Raw genomic sequence first — 15933 nt, 5'->3', positions numbered from 1 at the left:
CTCCATATCAGATGCTGGAGGTCAGTATAGTTGGCCGCGCCGCCTCTATCGTCAATGTCGGGCAAGGCCTAGCGGCACTGGGCGAAGGCGTCCGCCAATTGCTGCATGAATTGCGGATAACCGTCCGGACCGAGCGGCACCTGCTCGCCGACTTCGTCCAGCAGCAGCACCTTGGCCCCGGTATTGCGGGCAACCGACTCGATCACCGCCGGGGAGAACTGCGGCTCGGCGTAGATGCAGCTCGCCTTTTTCTCTTCCAGCGCCTTGCGGATATCAATCAGCGTCTTGGCTCCCGGGCGACGCTCCGGACTCACGGTGAAGTGTCCCTTGGAGCTCATGCCGTAGTGACGCTCCCAGTATCCATAGGCTTCGTGGAACACGAAGTAGCCCTTCTGATCCACCGCCTCCATCTGCACGGCGATCACCTTGTCCAGGGCGTTCACCTTGCCCTCGAAGGCCGCGAGATTGGCGGCATAGCGCGCCTGGTTGGCAGGGTCCAGCTTGCCCAGTTCGGTTGCAATCGCCTTGGCAATCACCTTGGCCTGGGTTGGACCCAGCCAGATGTGGGGATCCACCCCTTCGTGGTGGTGCCCTTCATGGCCCTCGTCGTGCGAGCCGTGGTCATGGGCGGCATGGTCATGATCCTTGTCATCATGGTGATGATCGTCATGTTCCCCCTGGGTCGCATAGTTGTACAGCGGCATGCCGGGAACCTGGGTCAGGGTCAATACATGAGGATGCCGGGCCAGGGGTTTGGCCATGAAGCCTTCCAGCTCGGGACCGACCCACACCACCAGATCGGCCTCCTTAATGTTGCGCATGTCAGAAGGGCGCAGGGAGAAATCGTGGGGCGACGCGCCAGTGGGCAGCAGCACCCCGGGCTCGCTCACGCCATCGGTGATCGCCGCCGCGATGAAGCCCAGGGGTTTGATGGTGGTCAGCACCTCGAGGGCACGGACAGGCAGACTCACCGCCATCAGGGCAGTGATCAGAGCAAGAATTCGCATAGAGGTCTCGTCAGGGAGTATGTGTGTGATAATATAACAAACCAACGTCGCTGTTATATTATAACTCTCACAGGCTGTAAACCCCGGAGCTGTCATGACCCAACTGGTGGAGCTGAAAGAGGTCTGTCTCTCATTTGACGGACGACTCGTGCTCGACAAGGTCTCCTTTACCCTGAATAAAGGCAAAATCACCACCCTGGTCGGCCCCAACGGGGCGGGCAAGAGCACCCTGAGCAAGCTGGTGCTGGGTTTGCTCCGCCCAGATTCGGGGGACATCGTCCGCCGCCGCGACCTGCGGGTCGGCTATGTGCCCCAGCGCCTCTATCTGGATCCCACCCTGCCGCTGACGGTGCGCCGTTTCCTGCAACTCGGCAAGAATGGCCGCCTCTCCATCGAGGAGGCGTTGAACCGGGTCGGTGCGGAAGATCTCTTGGACAACCGGATGCAGAAACTCTCCGGTGGCGAGATGCAGCGGGTACTGCTGGCCCGCGCCCTGCTGGTCAAGCCCGAGCTGCTGGTGCTGGATGAACCGGTGCAAGGGGTAGATATCACGGGCCAGATCGAGCTCTACGCCCTCATCAGCCAGCTGGCCGCCGAGTTCCACTGCGCCGTGCTGATGGTCTCCCACGACCTGCACCTGGTGATGGCCAGCACCCACGAGGTGATCTGCCTCAACCGCCACGTCTGCTGTCACGGCGAACCGGAGAGCGTGGCTCGCCACCCCGAGTTTGCCCGTCTGTTCGGCCGACCGGAACAGGAGGTCCTGGCGGTCTACACCCACCATCACCACTGCGACGGTGAACACCATCATCATGAACCGCAGGCCCCCGTCATCCGCCTGCCCTCCCGCAATCAATAACGAACCAGACAGGATCATCAAGTGGACAGCTTTCTGTTATACGCCCTCGCGGCCGGGCTCGGCATCGCCCTGCTGGCCGGGCCCCTGGGCAGCTTCGTGGTGTGGCGCAAGATGGCCTATTTTGGCGACACCCTCTCCCATGCCTGCCTCTTCGGCATCGCCCTCGGCATCCTGCTGCAGGTGGACCTCACCCTGGCGGTCGTGGTCTGCTGCCTCGCCATGGCGATGCTGCTGGTGATCATGAGCCGCAACCAGCAGGTGGCCACCGACACCCTGCTCGGCATTCTGGCCCACAGCGCCCTGTCGCTGGGTCTGGTCACCCTGAGCTTCATGGACAACGTGCGGGTGGATCTGATGGCCTACCTGTTTGGCGACCTGCTCTCGGTGCAGCCCATGGACCTGCTCTGGATCTACGGCGGCGGCGCCCTGGTGCTGCTCACCCTGTGGCGGCTCTGGGATCCCCTGCTCTCCATGACCATCTCGGAAGAGCTGGCCCGGGTGGAAGGGGTGCGGGTGGATGTGCTGCGCTGCGTGCTGATGTTGCTGATAGGCCTGGTCATCGCCGTGGCCATGAAGTTCGTCGGGGCGCTCATCATCACCTCCTTGCTGATCATTCCCGCCGCCACCGCCCGCCGCTTCAGCCAGACCCCGGAGCAGATGGCCGGCTTTGCCGCCCTGACAGGCTGTCTCGCCGTGCTGGGGGGCCTTGCCCTCTCCTGGTATCAGGACACCCCGGCCGGTCCCTCGGTCGTAGTCTGCGCCACCACCCTCTTTGTACTGAGCCAGTTCAAGCGCACCTGACCCGCTCCTGATGGCCCTGGTCTCGCCAGTGCCATCAGGCCCCCCCGAAGCAGACTCCTGCGTCGTGGGCTGCGCCATCCATTCTGCATAGGGCACCCAGCCCGTTCAGACACGCCTGAGAGGCTCGTTTTCCCCGGGTCTCAGGCTCGCCTGCGACTCCTGCCACAGCCACTGACGCAACCGGCTGATGGCGGGTTCATGGGCGCGCGAGCGCTTGAAGACGAAATAGAAGTTGTCGCCGGTCTCGAGGGCGTGCAGGGGCAGCCGCACCAGACGCGGATCCTCCGGCTGCAACATATAGTCGTTGATGAGCGCCATTCCCTGGTCCCAGTTCGCCGCCTCCAGCGCGAGCAGGATATGGCTGAAATGGTGCACCCTCGCCTCGGGGGGAATGGTCAGCCCCCCCATTTCGGCCCAGCGCCGCCAATCTTCCCCCTTCTCGCGGTAGATAGCCTGGATGGAGAGCAGCGGCAACTGCCACAGGGTGGCGGGCCACTCCCCTTCCACCTGCTGCCACATCCGGCGACTGCACACCGGCATCAGCCGCTCCCGATAGAGCAGATCGTGCATGTAGCCCGGCCCTTCGGGGGAGACGGTGATGAAACCGTCCGCCACCCTGTCGGAAAGCTCGGGATCTTCCGCCACCATCTCCAGGCTGAGATCCAGCTCGGGATAGAGCTGGCGCAGCCCGGCCAGGCGCGGGATCAGCCACTTCACCGCAAAGGAGCTGTAGACCGCGAGCCGCACCCGCATCTCGCCGCCGCCGCGCAACTGCTCGCTGCTCTGGGCAATCTGGACCAGCCCGGCGGCGATCCCCTCGAAATAGATCTCCCCCTGGGGCGTCAGGGAGAGCAGCCGCCCCTGGCGCAGCAGCAGCCGCTCCCCCAGAAAATCCTCCAGCAGACGGATCTGGTGACTGACCGCACTCTGGCTGACATTGAGCTCCAGGGCGGCGCGGGAAAAACTCAGCAGGCGGGCAACCACCTCGAAATATTGAACGGCGCGCAGGGGGGGCAGCTTCATTATCCAAATTTCTCATGCGTGATGATTTTTTATCATTTTACTGGATAACAGGCCGCGGGCTACCCTCCCCTCATCTGAATCTGGAGGTGGTATGAATGCAGTCGGAATAGGCATCCTCTATCTGGTGCTCGGCAACATGGTGGCGGTCTTCTCCGATGCCCTGGTCAAGGTGCTGGAGCCGGACCAGCCCATTTTCCAGTTTGTCTTTTTCCGCCAGCTCTCCGCAGCCCTGCTGCTCGCCCCCTGGCTGCTCTGGTCCTGGCGGCGCAACCCGCCGGTAGCCCTCAAGTGGCACCTGCTGCGGGCCCACATCTGGGCCGTCGGCGTCTGCCTGATGGTGGTCGCCCTCACCCGACTGCCGCTCGCCACCGCCAACGCCCTCTTCTATGCCGCCCCGCTGCTGATGGTGCCGCTCGCGGTCTGGCTGGCGGGGGAGGCACTCTCGCGCCAGAAGGTGCTGACGGCGCTGCTCGGCTTCGTCGGGGTGCTCATCGTGCTGCGCCCGACCGAGGTAAACTGGGCCGCCCTGGCGGCGCTCGGGGTGGCGCTCTCCCTGGCGGTCAACAACCTGCTGATCAAGCGCATCCCGCTCCAGCAGCCCATCGCCCAGACCCTGTTTTTCACCAATGTGCTGAGCATGCCCTTCATCCTGGCGCTGGCCTGGTGGGAAGGGGGCGAGTGGCAATGGCAGATGTGGTGGCCCGCCTTCGGCTCCTCGGCGCTCATCATGGTCTATGCAGGATTGTGCGTGATGGCCTATCGCAAGGCGGAGGCGAGCAAGATCGCCTCGGCAGAGTACACCGGGCTGCTGATGGCGGTCGCCATCGGGGTCTGGCTGTTTGACGAACAGCCGGGGCTGCCGCTGCTGCTGGGGTGCCTGTGCATCATACTGCCGCTGGTCGCCATGGCCCGCAGCAAGCCCAAGCCCCAGGCCGAGCCGGCGCTCTAGCCTGCCGGGTCAAGCAGGGGGGCGACCCTCTGCTGCAGATGGGGGATCACCGCCTGCTCGAACCAGGGGTTCTTCCTGAGCCAGAGGGTGTTGCGCGGGGACGGGTGCGGCAGCGGCAACCAGGCCGGGCCATAGTCCGTCCAGTGTCGCACCGTCTCAGTGAGGGTCTCCTTGCCCGCCTTGCCCAGGTAGTAGGCTTGCGCATACTGGCCGATAAGCAGGGTCAGCTCGATATTGGGCAGCAGCATCAACACCTTGTCGTGCCAGGTCGGTGCACACTCGGGCCTGGGGGGCAGATCTCCCGACTTGCCCCGGCCGGGGTAACAGAGCCCCATGGGCATGATGGCGATGCGGGATTCGTCGTAGAAGACGCTCTTGTCCACTCCGAGCCACTGGCGCAGCCGATCACCGGAAGGGTCGTCCCAGGGAATGCCACTGGCATGGACCCGGGTCCCCGGAGCCTGGCCGATGATCAGCAGACGGGCGCACTCGCTGCCGCGGATCACCGGCCTCGGTCCCAGGGGGAGGTGAGCCTCGCACAGGCGGCAGGCCCGGATCTGTTCAAACAGGGAGTCGAGTCGGTTCATGGCCGGATAGTAACAGAGTTTTCCCCCGCTCCCGCTTGTGAAAGTGTCAGCGGATACTTATCATGCAGCCGCCATTGTTTAGTTTAATAAACGGAGAGAGATGAAGAACTGGATGGGCACCGGCAGCGCGGCCCTCTCATTCGTGCTGTGGGGCATGCTGCCCCTCTATTACCAGTTCATGCCCGAGATCAACATGTGGGAACTGCTCTCCCACCGGGTGCTCTGGTCCGTGGTGCTGCTGGGAGGCCTGCTTCTGCTCCTCGGCCAGCGGGTACCCTGGGGGGCCCTGCGCGGCGATCCCCGGCAGCTCGGCCTCGTGCTGCTGGCAGGCCCCGTGATGTCCATCAGCTGGTGCATGTTCACCTGGTGCCTGACCACGGGCCAGGTGCTGGCCACCAGCCTCGCCTTCTTCATGACCCCGCTCTTCAACATCGCCTTTGCGGTGCTCTTCCTCAAAGAGAAGCTCACCCCGCAAAAACACCTGGCGGTGGCGCTCGCCCTGGCGGGGCTCGCCTACATGCTCTTCTCCTACGGCGAGCTGCCCTGGTTCTCCCTCGTGATGGGGGCCAACTTCGCCCTCTACGGCCTCATCAAGAAGAAGGTGAGACTGGACGCCGGTACCAGTCTCTATCTGGAGTCCCTGGTGCAGTTGCCCGTCGCCCTTCTCATCATCGGCTGGCTGACCTTGCAGGGCACCAGCCAGTTTATGGCCGGTGACTGGACCGATCGCCTGCTGCTGATGGGCAGCGCCCCCGCCACCCTGCTGCCGGTGGGGCTGTTCTGCTATGCGGTGGCGCGCACGCCCATGAGCACGGTGGGGCTGCTGCAATACATAGAGCCGAGCCTCGCCTTCCTGCTCGCCCTCTTCTGGTTTGGCGAGATCCCGGATCCGGTGAAATCCGTGGGCTTTGCCTTCATCTGGGCCGGCCTGCTGGTGAGCCTGCTGCCCCTGCACCGGCTTGGGCGCCAGCGGGCCAGGTGGCGTACCTCGTGACCCTCGCCACCCCCACTCCCTCCCGCTGGTTTGTCTATCTGGTGCGCACCGGCACCGGGGCACTCTATGCGGGGATCAGCACGGATCCCGAGCGGCGACTGCGTCAGCACCAGAGCGGCAAGGGGGCCAGAGCCCTGCGCGGCAAGGGACCCCTCTCCCTGGTATGGCAGCAGGAGGTCCCCGGCAAACCCGAGGCGCTGCGCCTCGAGTACCGCCTCAAGCAGCAGAGCAAGGCGTTCAAGGAGCGCCTGGTACACGAGCCGGCGCTGTGGCACGGCTGGAGCCTTTCCTGGCTTGCCACCCCGCACACCGACCCTGTGTCGCCCCCATAAAAAGGGCCACTGCAAGCAGTGGCCAAGGAAGGATGCGAAATCAGGGGGGCTTAACGGTAGGTGTTCGACTGCTTGCGCCTGTTGCTGAGGAGCCAGCACACCACCAGCACCACCAGCAACCAGGGCGCCAGCTTGATGATGAGGGCAAACATGCCGGCCAGGGCGCCAAACAGCACGAAGACCCCGCTCACCAGCAGCATGGCCAGCACGGTGAATCCGGTCAGCGCCATGCCGATCAGCACCAGGATCAAGACGATAAATTCCAGCATGTTGTGCTCCTCACGGGCTTGCACTTGCCGACGGGGCGATCCGGAGATCACCCCAGCCAGCGTTGAAGTTCACGGCGGGGAGGCATGACGAGCCCCCCCACCAGATAGAGCGCCAGGGCCAGCGGCGGCATCAGGATCAGGGCGAGCAGGGCCACCACCCGCACCGTCACTCTGGACACCCCCAGCCCTCTGGCAAGACCGGCGCAGACCCCGGTCAGCTTGCGATGGGCGAGATCCTTGAGCCAGGGTGTCATGTTATGCCTCCACCTTCTGACCCTTGAGCCGGGCCAGCTCCCGCTCAATCTCGTCGTTCAGCTCCAGCTCGCGGAACTGGGCCTCGAGGGACGGATTCTGCCCCAGGGTCGCCGCCTCCAGCTGGGCCTCCAGCTGATCGACCCGGTTCTGGAAGCCGTCGAAGCGGGCCACCAGCTCGTGCATGCGCTGGTTGTCCACCTGGGCACGGGCGCGGATGCGGCTGTGGGCGGTCTGCTCGCGCAGGGTCAGCATCTTCTGCTTCTCCCGCGCCTCGGTCAGCTTGGCCGCCAGTCGCTCGCTGTCGGCGGTGAGCTGGGCCAGCACTTCGGCCACCCGCGCCTTGTCCTCTTCCAGCCGCTCGCACTGCTTCATCTCCGCCAGCTTCTCGGTGAGGGCGGCACGGGCCAGATCTTCGCGGCCCTTCTGGATGGCGAGTTCGGCCTTGGCTGCCCACTCCTGGATCTGGTTGCGCAGCGCCTGCTGATGGCGCTCCAACTGTTTCTGTTCGGCGATGATGCGGGCGGCCTGGGTTCTCATCTCGACCTGGACCTGCTCCATCTCCTCGATCATCAGCCGCAGCATCTTCTCCGGCTCTTCGCTCTTGTCGAGCAGGCTGTGCAGGTTGGCATTGATCACGTCGGTCAGGCGGCTGAATACGCTCATGGTCTGGCTCCTTGTTGATGGGGTGTCACTCTCTTCCCATGACATTACAAGAGCCGTGCCAGAATATTTTTTCCTTTATTTACAATTAGATGAAAGTTAACGATGGATGTCCATTGGATACAACGTGGTGAAAAAAACCAACAAGATGGTGATTTTCACCAATAAAAAAGGGAGCCAGCGGCTCCCTCTCTTCTCTGCAACCGGGCTCAGGCCGCCGGCCGATGGCCGAGCTTGCCATCCAGCTCCGCCAGCTTGGCTTCCATCTTCTCCCGGCAGGTGTCGGAGAGCTCGCGGATGCCGGCGGCGCCGTGCTCCTTGCTGCACACCGGGGCCATCACCTCCAGCAGCACCTCGCCGTTGTCCCAGCGGTTGAGATCGACCTGACCGAAGTAGCTGGAGCAGACGATGGGCACCACGGGCACCTCGGCCTGGACGGCTGTGTGGAAGGCCCCCGCCTTGAACGGCAGCAGACCACGCCCCTGGGAGCGGGTCCCCTCCGGGAACATCCAGATGGAGGTGCCGCGATGCTTGATGCGATCCACCACCTGGCCGATGGTGCCGATGGCGCGGGAGCGGTTGGAGCGGTCGATCAGCACGTTGCCGGAGAGCCAGAAGATGAGACCGAAGAAGGGGAGCCACAGCAGGCTCTTCTTGCCCACCGCCACCACGCCGGGCTGCACGGCGCCGGTCACGGTGAAGATGTCGTAGTTGCTCTGGTGATTGCAGACGTAGACCGCAGGTCCCACCGATTTGACCTCGTCGGCCACCGTCACCCGGACCTTGAGGCCGATCAGCGGGCAGACCGCATGATACATGCGGGCGAAGACATAGACGTTGTTCGGGTGGCGCGGGCGCACCAGACAAAGCAACAGGCCGAACAGGAACCAGAAGACGAGCAGCAGTGCCAGCAGCAGCACACGGGCAAGTTTGAGCATCGAACACCTCGGAATTTGACTCGGCGCAGTATACTGGTCCCCCTTTTAGCGAACAAGCGTTCGCCAGACAGAACCGACCAGCCCCGGACGCCACCGGCCACCCCGGCTTGCCCCACCCGCCATTGCCCGCTAGGATGTGGCCATCTTGATGAACGGGGCGAGCATGATTTTGCAACAACGCGCGGCGACACGACTCCTGCTGCTGGTCTGCCTGCTGGTGCTCAATTGCGCGGCCCAGCCGCTGGCCCGCCTCGCCCTGCTCGATCACGCCGTGAGTTGCCAGACCCTGCCCCAGTTCGCCTCAGCCGACGACCAGGCCGACAAGGGCACCCCCGCCAGTGTGCAGCCCAGCAGCTGCCAGCTCAACGGCAAGTGGCTGAGCGCCGCCAGTCTGCTGTGCGTGGAGCAACTCTTCTTCGCCATCGCCTTCGTGATTGCCCTGCTGGTGCCCCTGTCACGGCGCGCGCCGGCACTGCCTCCCCCCATCAATGTCTCGCCGCCAGAGCGGCGACTGCACCTCACCCTCTGCGTCTGGCGGGAATGAGTTCAGCCGCGCTTTTTCAGCCTGCTGTCACTCATTTTTTTGCGAGACCCAACACATGTCGAATCTCTTCAAGGCGGCCCTGCTACTGGGCAGCCTGCTGTGGCAATCCAGCGGATTGGCCAGCGATACGGGGTGGCTCACCCGCCCCCAGAACAGTCACGCCAAGGTCAGGCTGCAAGCCGACCGCAGCGTCCCGGATCAGACCCGCATCCTGCTCGATGTCCAGCTGGCGTCAGGCTGGAAGACCTACTGGCACAGCCCGGGTGAAGGGGGCATAGCGCCCCAGATCCTGTGGGATGAGCCGGTCGGCGACTTCCAGTGGCACTGGCCCACGCCGCGCCCCTTCGAGGTGGCCGGGCTCAGCACCCAGGGCTATCAGGAGCAGGTACGCTTCCCCCTGAGCCTGGGCTACCCGGCCGGGCAGCCGCTCAAGGGCACCTTGCGCCTCTCCACCTGCAGCAATGTCTGCATTCTGACCGACTACCCCTTCACCCTGGCGGCGGATGAGCAAGCGCCGGCCGGTTTTGACTTCGCCTGGGCCCGGACCATGAGCACCCTGCCACAGACGCTGCCCGCCGACACCCGGGTCGAGCTCGGCTACCAGCACAACCAGCTGCAACTGCGGGCCGAGCGGGCAGAAGGCTGGCAGGAACCTGCGCTCTTCATCGATGCGCTGGAGGGGGCCGAGTTCGGCAAGCCCGCGCTCGAGGTAAGCGGCACCACCCTGATTGCCCGGGTGCCGGTCAGCGACGGCTGGCAGGGGGATGCCCCTGACTTGCGCGGTCAATCCCTCGGCCTGCTGCTCACCAGCGGCGAGCAGGCCTGGCAGACCCGCGCCACCATCGCCGATCCCCTCGCCCTGCCGGCCCCGGGGCAGCCACTTCTCTGGCTGCTGGGGGCGGCACTGCTCGGCGGTCTCATCCTCAACCTGATGCCCTGCGTGCTGCCGGTGCTGGCTCTGAAACTCGGCACCGTGCTGCAGCAGCAAGAGAGCGAACAAGGAGGCGTGCGCAAGCAGTTCCTCGCCGCCAGCGCCGGGATAATCACCTCCTTCTGGGTGCTGGCGGCCATGAGCAGCCTGCTGCGCGCCACACAAGGGGCGGTCGGCTGGGGGATCCAGTTCCAGAGCGCCGGTTTCATCGGCTTCATGGTGCTGGTCACCCTGCTGTTTTGCGCCAACCTGCTGGGCTTGTTCGAGATAAGGTTGCCCAGCGATCTCAGCACTCGCCTCGCCACCCGCGGCGGCGAGGGGCTCGGTGGTCACTTCCTGCAAGGGAGTTTCGCCACCCTGCTGGCCACTCCATGCTCGGCCCCCTTCCTCGGCACCGCGGTGGCCTTTGCCCTGGCGGCGCCCCTCGGCCAGCTCTGGCTCATCTTCACGGCCCTCGGCATTGGCATGAGCCTGCCCTGGCTGCTGGTGGCGGCCCTGCCGCGCCTCGCCCTCTGGCTGCCCAAACCGGGGCGCTGGATGGGGCAACTGCGCATCCTGCTCGGGCTGATAATGCTGGGCTCCAGCCTCTGGCTGGCGAGCCTGCTCGGCAACCATCTGGGCAGCACGGCCACCGGCTGGCTGATGGCCGCCATGGTGCTGGCGCTGCTGATGGGCATCCTCTGGCGTTATGGTCTGCGCGGTTTCACCCTGGCCCTCTCCCTCTCGGCACTCATCGGCGGCGCCCTGCTGCTGGGGGGCGCCCTCACGGTGAAAGGGAGTGGCAGCGTCGATCGCATCGCCTGGCAGCCGCTCTCCGAACAGGCCATCGCCGACGCCCTGGCCCAGAACAAGCGGATCTTCGTGGATGTCACCGCCGACTGGTGCGTCACCTGCAAGGCCAACAAATACAACGTGCTGCTGCGTGACGAGGTGCAGCGCGCCCTGTCGGCCCCGGACGTGGTGGCCCTTCGCGGCGACTGGAGCCGGCCGAGCGATGCCATCTCCGCCTTCCTGCGCCAGCGTGGCGCCGCCGCCGTTCCCTTCAACCAGATCTACGGGCCCGGCCTGCCGGAAGGGGAGATCCTCTCTCCCCTGCTGGACAAGGCCGACTTGCTCGACAGCTTGCACAAGGCCGGCCTCGTTCAGGCCGATGCCACCCATTTCTAAGGAGAATGCCATGAGACTGCGAACCCTGACCCTCTGCACCGCCCTGGTAGCCGCCACCCTGGGCACCCCCACGCTGCACGCCGCCCCCTTCACCCCGGAGCAGGAGGCCCGCATCAAGGAGCTCATTCGCGAGACCCTGATCGCCAACCCCGGGATCCTCGACGAGGCAGCCGAATCCTGGGAGAAACAGAACGCCGCGACCCAGCAGGCCCAGATGGGTGACTTCATCAAGGGCAACCAGGATGTGCTGTTCAACAGCCCCACCAGCCCGCGCCTCGGTGCCAAGCATCCCAAACTGACCCTGGTGCTGTTCACCGACTACAACTGCCCCTACTGCAAGCAGTTCGACCCGGCGGTCGCCAAGCTGCTCGCGGCCTATCCGGACGATCTGGGGCTGGTGATCAAGCTGCTGCCGTTCAAGGGGCAGACCTCCGCCAAGGCGGCCCAGTACAGCCTGACCCTGTGGCAACAGGATCCTGCCCGCTTCCTCCCCCTGCACGACAAGCTCATGAGCAAGCAGGGGATGCTGACCGAGACGGACATCAACAAGGCGCTGGCCGCCACCGACAACCTGACCCTCAAGCCCGCAGGCAAGGCCACTGAGGAGCTGCGCAACAGCCTGCGCATCGGCACCCTGCTCGGCGTGCAAGGCACCCCGGCGACCCTTATCGGCAACCAGCTGGTGCCGGGTGCCATTCCCTATGACGAGCTGGAGCAGTTGGTCAAAGCCGAGCTGGCCAAGCGGAGCTAAGCCATGGCCGAGGATACAGGCATAAAGGCCCCCCGCTGGCGCCGCTGGGGCAAGGAGGCGCTCTGGCTGCTGCTGATGGCGCTCGTCATCACCACCCTGGTGGATCTGTGGCGCAGCCCCACCCTGCCGGCGGGTGCCATGGAGGCCCCCTTCACCCTGCAGGACGGCACCACCACCACGCTGGCCGAGCAGAGCCGCGGCAAGCCCCTGCTGGTCTACTACTGGGCCAGCTGGTGCGGGGTGTGCCGCTTCACCACTCCCACGGTGGAGCAGCTCTGGCAGGAGGGTGAAAATGTGCTGACGGTGGCCCTGCGCTCCGGCAGCGATGAGCCGTTGCGCGCCGGGATGGCGAAGAAGGGGCTGACCTTCCCCACCCACAACGACGAGTCCGGGGATCTGGCCGCCCGCTGGCAGGTGGGGGTGACACCAACCTTCCTCGTCATCAAGGATGGGGCTCTGGTGAGCAGCACCACCGGCTGGAGCAGCGCCTGGGGGCTCAGGTTGCGGCTGCTCTGGGCAAGCTGGTAGCCCCCTTCATGCCAGAGATACAAAGAGCCCGGTATCGCTACCGGGCTCTTTTTCATCAGAGGGCTGACAACCCGCCCTATTGGGCGGCCTCCATCGCCCGCTTCTCCAGATTGGCCTTGATGTCGAGACGCTCAGACTCCCCGATCACCCCGTCACCGTTCTTGTCCAGGCGAGAGAAGAGCGCCTCCTGCCGCGCCATGAACTGGGCCCTGGTGGTCTCCCGCGACGGCTTGAGCTGGCTCATCCGCTCCGGGACCGGCTTGCCAGCCTGTTGCATCACGCCAGCCAGCTTTGCCAGGTTGGCCTCTTTCTCGGCAACCGACAGCACGCCGTCACCGTTTTTGTCCTGCAAGGCGAAGCGCTGGGCGGCGCGCTCCATGAACTGGGCCCTGGTGACATCCCCCATCAGCGGCGAGACGGGCAATATGTCGCTGGCAGAGGCGGCACTGCCTGCCAGCGCGAGCACGAAAAACGCGGACTTGACCATGGCGATGACTCCTTGTGACGGCAGAATCCGGATGGTTCGGACAAGAGGGGGTCGGGCAACGCCGGGGCCTGCCGCCCCCCTCTGCCAGTGTAGCCCCGCCGCCATCTCGCACCGCCCGCTCTTTTCGTACAGAAAGACCGCACTTTCATGGCAGAGGCGCCGGCTTTCCGTTAAAATCTCCGGTTTTTGCCGAGCCTGGTTTGCCGACGTTGCGCCACCAGGTCGACACAGGATGAATTCCACCATGCCAGTGAGGCAGGATCCGTCATGAACAACTACTTCCGGGTGTTGGGCGTCAAGTCCAACGCCAGTGAAAACGACATCAAAAAAGCCTATCGACGGCTGTCGAACCAGTACCACCCCGACAAGCTGCACGGGGCGAGCGAAGAAGAGAAAGAGCAGGCAGCCGCCCGGCTGCACCAGGTAAAGCAGGCTTATGAAGTGCTGTCCGATCCGAAACAGCGGGCCGCCTTTATCAAGGATTTCAACAACGTCATCGTGACCGATCCCGCTGCTGCCATGCAGGAGATGTGGGACCAGTTCTACCCCTGAGCCACCAGGCAAGAAGAGCGACTATGCAAAAAAAATGGGACCAGGCACGGCTCAAGGCCCTGCAAAGCGATGCCAGCGAGAACATCGAATCCTACCGGGATCAGGATGACCCCAAGGGGCTCGAGCAGTTCACCGACAAGATGAAGGCCCTGCTGCTGGCCGACATGAGCATGCTGGAGTTCATGCCCGAATACCTGCCGCTTGCCCTCTATGGCCGGGTGCAGTTCCCGCCCAAGGCCAAGTCGCAGTGGAACAAGTGGCTCGCCAGCGGCGAGCAGCCCTCCTGGGACGAGTTCAAGGTGAGTGTCGGCTTCAACAATGCCATCCTGCCGCTGGTCAAGGCGGTGCGGGCCCAGAGCGAAGATCAGCTGATGGAAGCCTGCGCCGTGCTGTTCCTGCTGGACAACCCGCTGCCCCGCGGCAGCCACCGCGGCGATGACGACTATGAGCTGCGGGACGAAGAAGAGGAAGACGGGGAAGATGCCGACGCCGATTACCACGGCGGTAGCGACCGCTATGGTGATGACGACGGCGATCAGGATATGTACGACGAAGTCCGTTTCTAATTGGGGCAAGGCATGAGCAACAGTCTGATAGAAATTACCGCCATCGAGATCAAAGAGCTGGCCGTTATCGAGCCGAAGCAGGCCAGCGAGAAGTTCGAGCTGATCGCCAAGACCATGTCTGACGACCAGTTGGCAGAAGTGATTGAAAACATTGATATCGTTACCCTGACCCAGATCAACGGCCAGCACGACATCTCCTTCCCTTCCATCATCTCCGAGCTGATGACCCCGGAGCGGATCCGCGACATCGTCTGCCAGCAGCCCCTCTACTGGGAAGAGGCGATCAAGAACAACGCCGACGAGCTGCAACAGCACACCTTCGACTTCCTCAACTACCTGATCCGCACCCAGGAGAGCGAAGCCAAGCAGCGGGAGATCCTCGAGTGCGTGGCCGAGGATCCGGCCGGTCTCTTCTACCTCGCCATCCCCTTTATCGAGTTCTATCGCGGCGATCGCTATGAAGAGGACGAGGGCTATCGCGACGTGCTGCACGCCGAAGAGGAAGATCTCGAAGAGTCCCTGCGCTACAGCGAGCGCCAGCAGGCCGAAGACAGCCACGACTACGCCCTGGACGACCCGCGCAGCCTCTTGATGCTCATTCGCGAGCTGGCCCCCGAGGTGGAAAAATCCATCAAGGCGCTGCTGCGCAACGAACACTCCACCTGGGACGGCATCATCAACAAGTTTGCCGCCGAGCTGGTGATGCAGGCCAAAGAGAAGAACAAGGTCGAGGAAGACGAGTACGGTGACGTCGACGACATGTTCAGCTTTCTGGATTAAGGAGCCCATTCATGCAGTTAGTCATTCGCGATGCCAACCAGGGCCCCTTTCTGACCCAGGTGCTGCGCTTTGGCCGCGACAACGAACTCTTGAGTCAGCAGCAGCTGGCCGCCATCAAAGGCAAGGCGGTGCTGATGAGCCTCAAATTCGCCGACAAGTACTACAACAAGTACAAGATGCACCTGCTGGAGCAGGCCGCCCACGACGTCATCGGCGTGGTGAGCCTCGGTCTGCAGGAGCTCTCCCAACGGGATCCGGCCAAGGCACTGGCCCTGTTGCAGGCGCCAGAAGGCCCCATCAAGCCGTTCCAGAAGGGCTGGTCCATGCTCATCACCGTCAGCCCCAAGCAGGCTGGCAACAGCCTCTACGGTGACGTGGATGCGCGGCTCTTGGACAAGATCTCCAGCCCGCCCGATGTGGAGGAGTGGCAAGGGTGGCAGGAGTACGAGAAGGCGCTGACCGAGCACAACAAGAGCCGCCTGATGGCGCTCATCGACCAGCACTTCTTCGCCTGCGAGAGCGACCACCCCACCATGGAGGACAAGCTGGCCGAGGCCCTGCTCTACCGCATCCTCTGCGGCAAGGGCAGTGGCGCCGCCCCCCTCAAGGTGAAGCAGGATCTCAAGCGCCGACTTGCGCGGGAGATTGAGCTCGACGAGGGCTGGTACGACACCGGCTACCTCGCCGCCCAGCTCACCCTGATGCTGAACGCTCTGCCCGCAGACATGGCCGCCGCCCTGCGTCAGGAGCTGAGCCCTGGCTTTGTGCCCAACCTGCTGCATACCCTGGGGTTTGTGCGTCAGTACCAGCAGTTGCAAAAAGAGGACGCCTCGCCGGAGAAGCTCGACAACATGGAGATGCGCGCCGGGATCCGCCACCCCCTGCTCGGCTGGCCCCTCTACCACGACTTCTAAGGGGCCATGCACCCTTGCAGGACGGCACTTGCCTCTCCT

The 15933-nt window shown here is 64.2% G+C and carries 21 protein-coding genes; 13 read left to right on the top strand and 8 right to left on the bottom strand.

Going from position 1 to position 15933, the window contains the following annotated elements:
* Positions 1-68: 68 nt before the first annotated feature.
* Positions 69-1007, bottom strand: coding sequence for a zinc ABC transporter substrate-binding protein ZnuA (gene znuA, locus AB5Y80_RS07370; protein ID WP_368172741.1), 939 nt, complete (start codon positions 1005-1007; stop codon positions 69-71).
* 94 nt (positions 1008-1101) lie between these two features.
* Between znuA and znuC the strand changes: the two genes are divergently transcribed.
* A complete protein-coding gene (znuC, locus tag AB5Y80_RS07365; protein ID WP_368172740.1) occupies positions 1102-1866 on the top strand; it encodes a zinc ABC transporter ATP-binding protein ZnuC in 765 nt (254 codons plus the stop codon).
* Between the two features lie 21 nt (positions 1867-1887).
* A complete protein-coding gene (znuB, locus tag AB5Y80_RS07360; RefSeq protein ID WP_010672803.1) occupies positions 1888-2667 on the top strand; it encodes a zinc ABC transporter permease subunit ZnuB in 780 nt (259 codons plus the stop codon).
* 105 nt (positions 2668-2772) lie between these two features.
* Here znuB and AB5Y80_RS07355 read toward each other — a convergent pair whose 3' ends face one another.
* Positions 2773-3690 (bottom strand): LysR substrate-binding domain-containing protein, encoded by a 918-nt coding sequence (locus AB5Y80_RS07355; protein ID WP_042014956.1) that lies wholly within the window; start codon positions 3688-3690, stop codon positions 2773-2775.
* 91 nt (positions 3691-3781) lie between these two features.
* On the opposite strand from AB5Y80_RS07355, the gene AB5Y80_RS07350 reads away from it, so the two are divergent.
* Complete coding sequence (locus tag AB5Y80_RS07350; protein ID WP_010672801.1) at positions 3782-4639, top strand: DMT family transporter; 858 nt, start codon at positions 3782-3784, stop codon at positions 4637-4639.
* Here the strand turns inward: AB5Y80_RS07350 and AB5Y80_RS07345 are convergent.
* Positions 4636-5226 (bottom strand): uracil-DNA glycosylase family protein, encoded by a 591-nt coding sequence (locus AB5Y80_RS07345; protein ID WP_368172739.1) that lies wholly within the window; start codon positions 5224-5226, stop codon positions 4636-4638. The two genes, AB5Y80_RS07350 and AB5Y80_RS07345, sit on opposite strands and share 4 nt — an antisense overlap.
* 100 nt (positions 5227-5326) lie before the next feature.
* Here AB5Y80_RS07345 and rarD point away from each other — a divergent pair, with 100 nt between their 5' ends.
* Together rarD and AB5Y80_RS07335 are read left to right on the top strand one after the other, a co-directional pair.
* Positions 5327-6220, top strand: coding sequence for an EamA family transporter RarD (rarD, locus tag AB5Y80_RS07340; RefSeq protein WP_368172738.1), 894 nt, complete (start codon positions 5327-5329; stop codon positions 6218-6220).
* The gene (locus AB5Y80_RS07335; RefSeq protein WP_045523126.1) at positions 6217-6552 is read left to right on the top strand and encodes a GIY-YIG nuclease family protein; all 336 of its coding nucleotides are present in this window, start codon (positions 6217-6219) and stop codon (positions 6550-6552) included. Before rarD ends, AB5Y80_RS07335 begins: the two co-directional genes overlap by 4 nt.
* Positions 6553-6602: 50 nt before the next feature.
* Here AB5Y80_RS07335 and pspG read toward each other — a convergent pair whose 3' ends face one another.
* From pspG to AB5Y80_RS07315, 4 genes are all read right to left on the bottom strand, one after another.
* Positions 6603-6821 carry an envelope stress response protein PspG gene (gene pspG, locus AB5Y80_RS07330; RefSeq protein WP_010672797.1) on the bottom strand — a complete coding sequence of 73 codons (219 nt, stop codon included), beginning with the start codon at positions 6819-6821 and terminating at the stop codon, positions 6603-6605.
* Between the two features lie 47 nt (positions 6822-6868).
* On the bottom strand, positions 6869-7075 hold the full coding sequence (locus AB5Y80_RS07325; RefSeq protein WP_368172737.1) for a PspC domain-containing protein: 207 nt from the start codon (positions 7073-7075) through the stop codon (positions 6869-6871).
* Between the two features lies 1 nt (position 7076).
* Complete coding sequence (pspA, locus tag AB5Y80_RS07320) at positions 7077-7739, bottom strand: phage shock protein PspA (protein ID WP_042864494.1); 663 nt, start codon at positions 7737-7739, stop codon at positions 7077-7079.
* Between the two features lie 206 nt (positions 7740-7945).
* On the bottom strand, positions 7946-8674 hold the full coding sequence (locus tag AB5Y80_RS07315; RefSeq protein WP_039039739.1) for a 1-acylglycerol-3-phosphate O-acyltransferase: 729 nt from the start codon (positions 8672-8674) through the stop codon (positions 7946-7948).
* A 163-nt stretch (positions 8675-8837) separates the two neighbouring features.
* Here AB5Y80_RS07315 and AB5Y80_RS07310 point away from each other — a divergent pair, with 163 nt between their 5' ends.
* Genes AB5Y80_RS07310 through AB5Y80_RS07295 form a run of 4 tightly spaced genes read left to right on the top strand, consistent with a single transcriptional unit; the run spans position 8838 to position 12595 of the window.
* Positions 8838-9218, top strand: coding sequence for a hypothetical protein (locus AB5Y80_RS07310; RefSeq protein ID WP_043152974.1), 381 nt, complete (start codon positions 8838-8840; stop codon positions 9216-9218).
* 55 nt (positions 9219-9273) lie between these two features.
* On the top strand, positions 9274-11316 hold the full coding sequence (locus tag AB5Y80_RS07305; RefSeq protein WP_368172736.1) for a protein-disulfide reductase DsbD family protein: 2043 nt from the start codon (positions 9274-9276) through the stop codon (positions 11314-11316).
* A gap of 10 nt (positions 11317-11326) precedes the next feature.
* Entirely contained in the window at positions 11327-12067 is a 741-nt protein-coding gene (locus AB5Y80_RS07300; protein ID WP_010672791.1) for a DsbA family protein, read from the top strand.
* A 3-nt stretch (positions 12068-12070) separates the two neighbouring features.
* A complete protein-coding gene (locus tag AB5Y80_RS07295) occupies positions 12071-12595 on the top strand; it encodes a protein disulfide oxidoreductase (RefSeq protein WP_103255088.1) in 525 nt (174 codons plus the stop codon).
* 76 nt (positions 12596-12671) lie between these two features.
* On the opposite strand, the gene AB5Y80_RS07290 is transcribed toward AB5Y80_RS07295, so the two are convergent.
* Positions 12672-13082 (bottom strand): EF-hand domain-containing protein, encoded by a 411-nt coding sequence (locus tag AB5Y80_RS07290; protein ID WP_041212307.1) that lies wholly within the window; start codon positions 13080-13082, stop codon positions 12672-12674.
* 267 nt (positions 13083-13349) lie between these two features.
* Here AB5Y80_RS07290 and AB5Y80_RS07285 point away from each other — a divergent pair, with 267 nt between their 5' ends.
* The 4 genes from AB5Y80_RS07285 to AB5Y80_RS07270 are packed head-to-tail and all read left to right on the top strand — an operon-like array spanning position 13350 to position 15894.
* Positions 13350-13634, top strand: a complete 285-nt coding sequence (locus AB5Y80_RS07285; RefSeq protein WP_024943298.1) for a DnaJ domain-containing protein — start codon at positions 13350-13352, stop codon at positions 13632-13634.
* 23 nt (positions 13635-13657) lie between these two features.
* Positions 13658-14200, top strand: a complete 543-nt coding sequence (locus AB5Y80_RS07280) for a hypothetical protein (protein ID WP_069785611.1) — start codon at positions 13658-13660, stop codon at positions 14198-14200.
* Between the two features lie 12 nt (positions 14201-14212).
* Entirely contained in the window at positions 14213-14980 is a 768-nt protein-coding gene (locus tag AB5Y80_RS07275) for a hypothetical protein (protein ID WP_202044566.1), read from the top strand.
* 11 nt (positions 14981-14991) lie between these two features.
* Positions 14992-15894, top strand: coding sequence for a hypothetical protein (locus AB5Y80_RS07270; RefSeq protein WP_368172735.1), 903 nt, complete (start codon positions 14992-14994; stop codon positions 15892-15894).
* Positions 15895-15933 lie beyond the last annotated feature (39 nt).

It is taken from the genome of Aeromonas sp. R2-1, assembly GCF_040908425.1.
Classification (GTDB): domain Bacteria; phylum Pseudomonadota; class Gammaproteobacteria; order Enterobacterales; family Aeromonadaceae; genus Aeromonas; species Aeromonas caviae.
The sequence above is the reverse complement of the archived record's forward strand: the minus strand, read 5'-3'. Positions and strand labels throughout refer to the sequence as shown.